Source organism: Novosphingobium sp. PASSN1 (assembly GCF_002278815.1).
This window is the reverse complement of sequence record NZ_NKIS01000031.1, coordinates 1-5,573: the sequence shown is the minus strand read 5'-3', so window position 1 is coordinate 5,573 and position 5,573 is coordinate 1. Positions and strand designations below refer to the sequence as shown.

Sequence of the window (5,573 nt, the reverse complement as noted above, 5' to 3'; positions counted from 1 at the left end):
AGCTGTGCCGCAGGTCGTGCAACCTCACGCCTGGTAGATTGGCCTCGACCTTCACATCCCGCCAGAACTGGGTGATGCAGCGGACAGGTCGCCGGGTCAGTTTGTTCCAGAATACCGGATCACTTCCACCGCGCCGTTCGAGCGAGGCGAGCAACATCCGGGCTTCGTCGCCCAGCCAGACGGTGCGTGGCCCGGTCTTACTGTCATGGAGGAGCAGTCTGCCACCCTTCACCTCGCTCCATGTGAGATTGACGATCTCAGATAAGCGACACCCCGTCAGCAGCAGAAGATAGATGATGGCGCTATGGAGCGGCTGGGTTCGGGCCTTTTTGCTGAGCACCTCGCCCAATTTGGCAATCTCCTGATTGGACAGGAATCGCTCGCACTTCCGGCGCTTGTTGGGCCGGATGTAGGCGCAAGGGTTGCTTCCCTCGGGACGTAGGCCCCAGCGTTCAGCATGATTGAACATCGAGCGCAGGATTTCGAAGCAGCGGTTCCCCGCACCCGGGCCACTGTTGAGTGACACCTTGTTGAACCACGTCAGCACGTGCGCTTGCTCGATCTCGTCGATGAACATTCCGCCGAAGGCATCGGCGAGGTGCTTTCGGCGATAGCCGTTGTGGGTTTCGAGCGTGCGCGGCTTCCACTTCGCTGCGGACTGCTTCCAGTACAGCGTGAGGAAATCATCAAAGGTTGGAACCTTGCGGGTCTGTTTGCGCTTCGTTGCGGGGTCTTCGCCGACCTGGGCGCGCAGCAGAATTCGCCGGGCGACGACCAAGGCCTGATGCTTGCTGAGCACGTTGGCGTTGCCCAGGGTGATGGTCCGGGTCACGCCGTTCATCAGTGCCTGAACGATGTAGGTGCTCCGCCCGGACGAGTAGTGGCGCACGCCGAACCCCGGCAGGCGCTCGGACCAGACGGTCCGGCGCGGCCTGCCGCGCGGTCGATCGCCGGGATCTAGCCGACGCAGGGTTGCAAGATCATCGGCGATGATGCCGGCCAGCGAGACCCGGGTCATGCCGCGATACCCAGGCACGCGGCGAGCGAGCCCGAAACGCGCTTTGCCGCATCGGCGATCGCCTCGTCGGCGAGGTGCGCATAACGTTCGGTCGTCTCAGCCAATGCATGGCCGAGCAGCTTGCCAATCACGACAAGCGAGATGCCATCGGCTATGGCGGCCGACGCGAAGCTGTGGCGCAGGTCGTGCAAGCGAACATCTGGCAACGCCGCGTGCCGCCTTATCGCCTGCCACGGAACGCTGAGCGCAATCAGTTTGTTGCCCTGCACCGATGGGAAAACGAGACCGGTTTCGGCCTTAGTCGGCAGGGCATCGAGCACGGCTTGAGCCTGTCGATTGAGATAAATGATCTTCGCGCCGGTCTTGCTGTCCTGCAGCATCAAGCGCGGTGGCTGCACCCATTCCCAACGAAGGCCGACGATTTCGCCATGCCGCGCCCCGGTATAGATCAGCAACCGTATCGCTTGGACGGCAATCGGATCACTTTCCTCGAACGCGCAAAGGCTCGCGGCAAGGCGATGGAACTCGCGGGCGCTGAGGAACCTCTCAACCAGCTTGCGCTTGTAGCGCGGCGTGCCTTTGCATGGATTCGAGCCGCGCGGTCGCAGCCCCAGTTGCTCGGCATAGCCCATCATCACCGACAGGACCGGGATCGTGCGGTTGAATGCGCCCGGACGACCGGCCCAGCTGTCACGCCAGCGCAGGACATCCGTCTTGCGGATAGCATCGACCCGCTGGCGACCGAAGGCCCCGACAAGTTCTTTTGAGATCAAGCGCCGATTGCCCCTGCGTGTCGATGGCTTCCAGTGCCGGGCATAGTCGTCCCAGAAGCGGGGTGCGTAGTCGGAAAACAGCATTCCGCCGCCGCCCTTGCCCTTGGCATTGACCTTCGGACCGGTAGGCAGTCCGTCGAGCGCAGCCTTCGCAAGCTGTGCGCGTGCCAAAGCTCTCGCCTTCTCAGCGCGTATTTCAGGAGGTCTGCCGAGGGTTACTCGCTTCTGCTTGCCGCGCTGGCGGAACTGGACGAACCAGCACTTCGCGCCGCTGGCAAAGACCCGCAAGCCGAACCCCGGCAGCTCAGTATCCCACCAGAAGAACTCCTGCCCGACAACCTTGCGGCGGGCGATGTTCCCATTGAGCTTGACCTTCTCGCTTGTACTTTTGCCCCCACGCCACCGAGTCGATCCGGCGTTCCCGGCTGCTGCTGACGTTACCACATGGCCATTCGTTGACATCGATCTTGCTCCTTCATAGAAGGAACAAATTCACGCTATACCAATGGTTTATTTTCCATTTCTGCGACGCTGTCGCGTACGGTGTGCTCACTTCCCCCCTTTTGCAGCGTGGTTCCAAACGCTCGGCATGATGGACAATCGGCATCTGGAAACCAGGACTGCAGGAACCCTGGTTGCCTCAGGCGCGGGCCTGGTCTGTCCCCTTCGGCCCGGCGAATTGGCTCGCGGTCAGCTGCGATACGAACCTCGAGACGTTGGCAGTGCCGAGCAATCCGGCCGCAGAAATGAGTGCCGATCTCGGTGTCATCCCAACTGGCCTTGGTGCCCAGAATAGCGTCCCAGTTCCGACCGAGTGACATTCGTCACTTTGATGTCACCAGAGCGATGCTAGACAAATTGTGCGACCCGAAGGGCACCATTCCGGTACCCTTGACCTCTACCCCGCCGAGCCCAAGTGGTTCGGCGGGGATTTTTCTTCAGGATACCTGACTGGCTCCAAAATGCGCCACATGCAGGCAGGGCGAGAAGGTGAGTGAGCAAAGAAAAAGGGAGAACGCCCTGGCGGACGCCCTCCCTGCGTGGTTCTGATCAGCATCTAGAATTCGTCGCTGAGCTTGCCCCGTACCGAGTCAATGACACGCCGCTCGAGATCAGCCGGCAGCGCGGCATAGTCCCCCTCATCAATCACCAGATAGCCGGTCTGCCCATCGGTCAGGACGTACTGGGTGAAGTAGCTGTGCTGGGCCCGGGCATGGGCCTGATCGAGGGCCGCAATCCACGCGCTGTTGGTGTCAAACGCCGTTTGGAACTCTGCATGCGCTGCGTGTGCTGAAATGAACATGGCTGTCTCCTCCTGATGACGATGCGTCGCATCAGGGACCCTGCGATGGTGCCGACGGGCCGGGTCAGGGACCGCGCGCAAGCGCGGCCGTGCAGCGGCGATGGGGGCAACGATTTTGTCGGGCTCGTCCCGGCAAAATGGTGGGGCCCCGTCGTCCTTGACGCGGACCCAAAGGCGCCATCATGCTTGGCCACCTCTGCGAGAGAACCTTCCAACCTCTCGGGTAGCCGCAACGATCAGGATTGCTGTATGCCCCCTTGAAACGCGGCGCAAGCATGGCAAGATTGAGAGCGGAGGGGTCCAACGGCCAGATCGAAAGGACCCTGATATGGCCCGGTCAAAAACCAGTGCGCGCGATGCCCTTCTAAAGCTTCGGGCAGAGCGTGATGAACTTGTCAGCCGCGAGGCGCGTCTGCGCGAGGAGGCGGCCGCCGATCTCGGCAAAGTGCTGCTCGATTGCGGTGCTGAAGTGCTCGAACCGGCGCAGCTCAAGCAGCTGCTGCGTGTCTCGATGACACTTGGCATCGATACCGCGATCAAGCGGCTGTCTGCAACTTAAGCGACAATCCCGGCGGCGCGTGGGGCTCCATGCCCCCGCGCCGCCGATTGCGGCCCAAGCACAAAAAAGGCCCCGGCAGATCGCTCTGCCGGGGCCTTGTTCGAGAGGGGACCAGCCCCTCAATCCTCGTCGATGTCGGGCGCGCTGTCGCCGGAGGTCCCGCGGCCCTTGGTGAGAAAATCGACCTTGTCGGCGATGATCTCGCAGCCGTAGCGCTTGGTGCCGTCCTGGTCTTCCCACTGGGTGTAATGGATACGGCCCTCGACCGTGACCAGCTGGCCCTTGCTGCAGAACTTGGCGACGTTCTGGCCGAGGCCATTGAAGCAGGTGATCCGGTGGAATTCGTTGTCTTTGGCGGTGTAGCCGTTCTCATCCTTGTAGGTCTTGCCGTCCTTGCGGGCGGGCCGGTCGGTGACGACCGAGAGGCTGGTGATGCTGGTTCCGCCGGTGGTGGTGCGGGTTTCGGGATCGCGGGCGATGCGGCCGACGAGGATAACGAGATTGGTCATGGGTCTTCTCCTGAACGCGCAGGTCCGGGGCCATCCCGGCTGCGAACTGACCGTCAGAAGGGGGCGGCAGCCGCTCGCACCGAAGGGGAACCTCGATCAGGACGGGTGGTGCGGGCAGCCGTGCGTAGCACGGCAACACGGCCGGCCAGATCGGGGTTGCGAGGGGCTGCCGGTGCCTTCAGGGAGGGGTTCGCGAAGAGCCGGATGGCCCCGGGCCTAAGCCGGTCTGGAGTCCCGCCATTTCGTGGTATTTTGCGGCTTTGACTGGCCCTGAACTTGCCCCACTACCGGGCCTCGTCTCTGACCTCGGTGGTGCGTTTCGTGCCGCCCGCGACTTCAGATCTGCACATGGGAGCACGCCGCCGAAGCTCGTGTTTCCGGATCGCTACAATGGCCCCGGCCAAACGGCACCAATCAGCACGAGTTCCGGACACTGGCCCGGTTCAGGGTACCATAACAGGAACCGAAGACCGTCCCTTGGCGGCTTTGGCGAGCTTGAGATCGAAGCTCAGAAAGGCAATGCAGCCATCGGCCTTGGCAAGATGCAGCGCGTCGGCGAAGTCCATGCCACCCGCCATACCATCAAGTGCAAAGGCCAATGCCCCCGGATCTTCAACGGCAACGCCAGGCAGACCTGCCAGACCTGCAAGGGCAGTTCCAATGGCCTCACTTGAGAAGCCGTAGCCGCTGCGAAGCACCCACTCGGTTTCGAGGAGGACGGTCGTCGGGATGAAGATATCGCCAGCCTCGATGGCCCGGTGCGCGACCGCAGCCTGAGCGGCATCGTCCGCCGTCAGGAAGCGGACGATCACATTGGTATCAATCGCGCGCACGCCGCTCGGCCTCCTGCGCAATAGCTGCACTCATGTCGTCGATCGACAGCGCTGGTCCATCATGCCGCATCGATCCGAATAGCGCATCGATACTGGAAGCGGCGAACACCGGTGTGGATTTGAGTAGGACGCCCTCCGGCGTGTTCTCAACCGTGAGCCGCGTTCCTGCTCCCCACTGGAGCTGGTCGCGGATTGCCTTGGGCAGAATGACCTGGCCCTTGGTCGAGATGACAGTCGTCAACCGGTCATGAACGCCCACAACACACTCTCCAGATGTAAGACGAAGGTAAGATAGGCTGTCCGGTGCCCATCAGCAAGTGCAGATTGCCAGCGCCCCTGAGGACGCTGGCAAGAGCGGGGGGCCTTCAGCCCGGCGCTCCATTGGCTGGCGCCTTGGGGCACGTGCCCAGCGGCCCGCGACGGTCGACCACGGTAACCCGGCGCGCCTTGGCGTCGATCACGAGGCGTTCAAGTACGCCATTGCCGGGGAACGCAACAACGTAGCGCGGATCAAGGCTGAGCATGCGCTCGTTGCGATGGAACCCCGCGCGGCTGCCGAGCCGCAAGTCGAGCGCGAA

General features: G+C 62.6%; 7 protein-coding genes and 1 pseudogene. 1 reads left to right on the top strand and 7 read right to left on the bottom strand.

What is annotated here, in order from left to right; all coding sequences use genetic code 11:
* The 3 genes from CFE35_RS22365 to CFE35_RS22355 form a co-directional block, all read right to left on the bottom strand.
* On the bottom strand, nucleotides 1–1,018 hold a 1,018-nt coding region (locus CFE35_RS22365; RefSeq protein WP_292934071.1), incomplete at its 3' end, for a site-specific integrase.
* Nucleotides 1,015–2,253 (bottom strand): site-specific integrase, encoded by a 1,239-nt coding sequence (locus CFE35_RS22360; RefSeq protein WP_292934069.1) that lies wholly within the window; start codon nucleotides 2,251–2,253, stop codon nucleotides 1,015–1,017. The genes CFE35_RS22365 and CFE35_RS22360, both read right to left, overlap by 4 nt.
* A gap of 595 nt (nucleotides 2,254–2,848) precedes the next feature.
* Nucleotides 2,849–3,094 carry a hypothetical protein gene (locus tag CFE35_RS22355; RefSeq protein WP_292934067.1) on the bottom strand — a complete coding sequence of 82 codons (246 nt, stop codon included), beginning with the start codon at nucleotides 3,092–3,094 and terminating at the stop codon, nucleotides 2,849–2,851.
* 328 nt (nucleotides 3,095–3,422) lie between these two features.
* Between CFE35_RS22355 and CFE35_RS22350 the strand changes: the two genes are divergently transcribed.
* A complete protein-coding gene (locus CFE35_RS22350) occupies nucleotides 3,423–3,653 on the top strand; it encodes a DUF6437 family protein (RefSeq protein ID WP_292934065.1) in 231 nt (76 codons plus the stop codon).
* Between the two features lie 119 nt (nucleotides 3,654–3,772).
* Here the strand turns inward: CFE35_RS22350 and CFE35_RS22345 are convergent, their stop codons facing one another.
* The 4 genes and pseudogenes from CFE35_RS22345 to CFE35_RS22330 all read right to left on the bottom strand — a co-directional run.
* Nucleotides 3,773–4,162, bottom strand: coding sequence for a single-stranded DNA-binding protein (locus CFE35_RS22345; RefSeq protein WP_292934063.1), 390 nt, complete (start codon nucleotides 4,160–4,162; stop codon nucleotides 3,773–3,775).
* Nucleotides 4,163–4,605: 443 nt separating this feature from the next.
* Nucleotides 4,606–4,995, bottom strand: coding sequence for a type II toxin-antitoxin system VapC family toxin (locus tag CFE35_RS22340; RefSeq protein ID WP_292934061.1), 390 nt, complete (start codon nucleotides 4,993–4,995; stop codon nucleotides 4,606–4,608).
* The gene (locus CFE35_RS22335) at nucleotides 4,982–5,254 is read right to left on the bottom strand and encodes an AbrB/MazE/SpoVT family DNA-binding domain-containing protein (protein WP_292934059.1); all 273 of its coding nucleotides are present in this window, start codon (nucleotides 5,252–5,254) and stop codon (nucleotides 4,982–4,984) included. The genes CFE35_RS22340 and CFE35_RS22335 overlap by 14 nt, the downstream gene beginning before the upstream one ends.
* Nucleotides 5,255–5,360: 106 nt before the next feature.
* Nucleotides 5,361–5,573 (bottom strand): annotated as a pseudogene (locus tag CFE35_RS22330) (chromosome segregation ATPase); the annotation flags it as partial.

What these genes read in the sequence shown, in the direction of transcription:
- CFE35_RS22360 (WP_292934069.1), bottom strand. Translation starts at nt 2,253, where the DNA reads ATGTCAACGAATGGCCATGTGGTAACGTCAGCAGCAGCCGGGAACGCC.
- CFE35_RS22355 (WP_292934067.1), bottom strand. Translation starts at nt 3,094, where the DNA reads ATGTTCATTTCAGCACACGCAGCGCATGCAGAGTTCCAAACGGCGTTT.
- CFE35_RS22350 (WP_292934065.1), top strand. Translation starts at nt 3,423, where the DNA reads ATGGCCCGGTCAAAAACCAGTGCGCGCGATGCCCTTCTAAAGCTTCGG.
- CFE35_RS22345 (WP_292934063.1), bottom strand. Translation starts at nt 4,162, where the DNA reads ATGACCAATCTCGTTATCCTCGTCGGCCGCATCGCCCGCGATCCCGAA.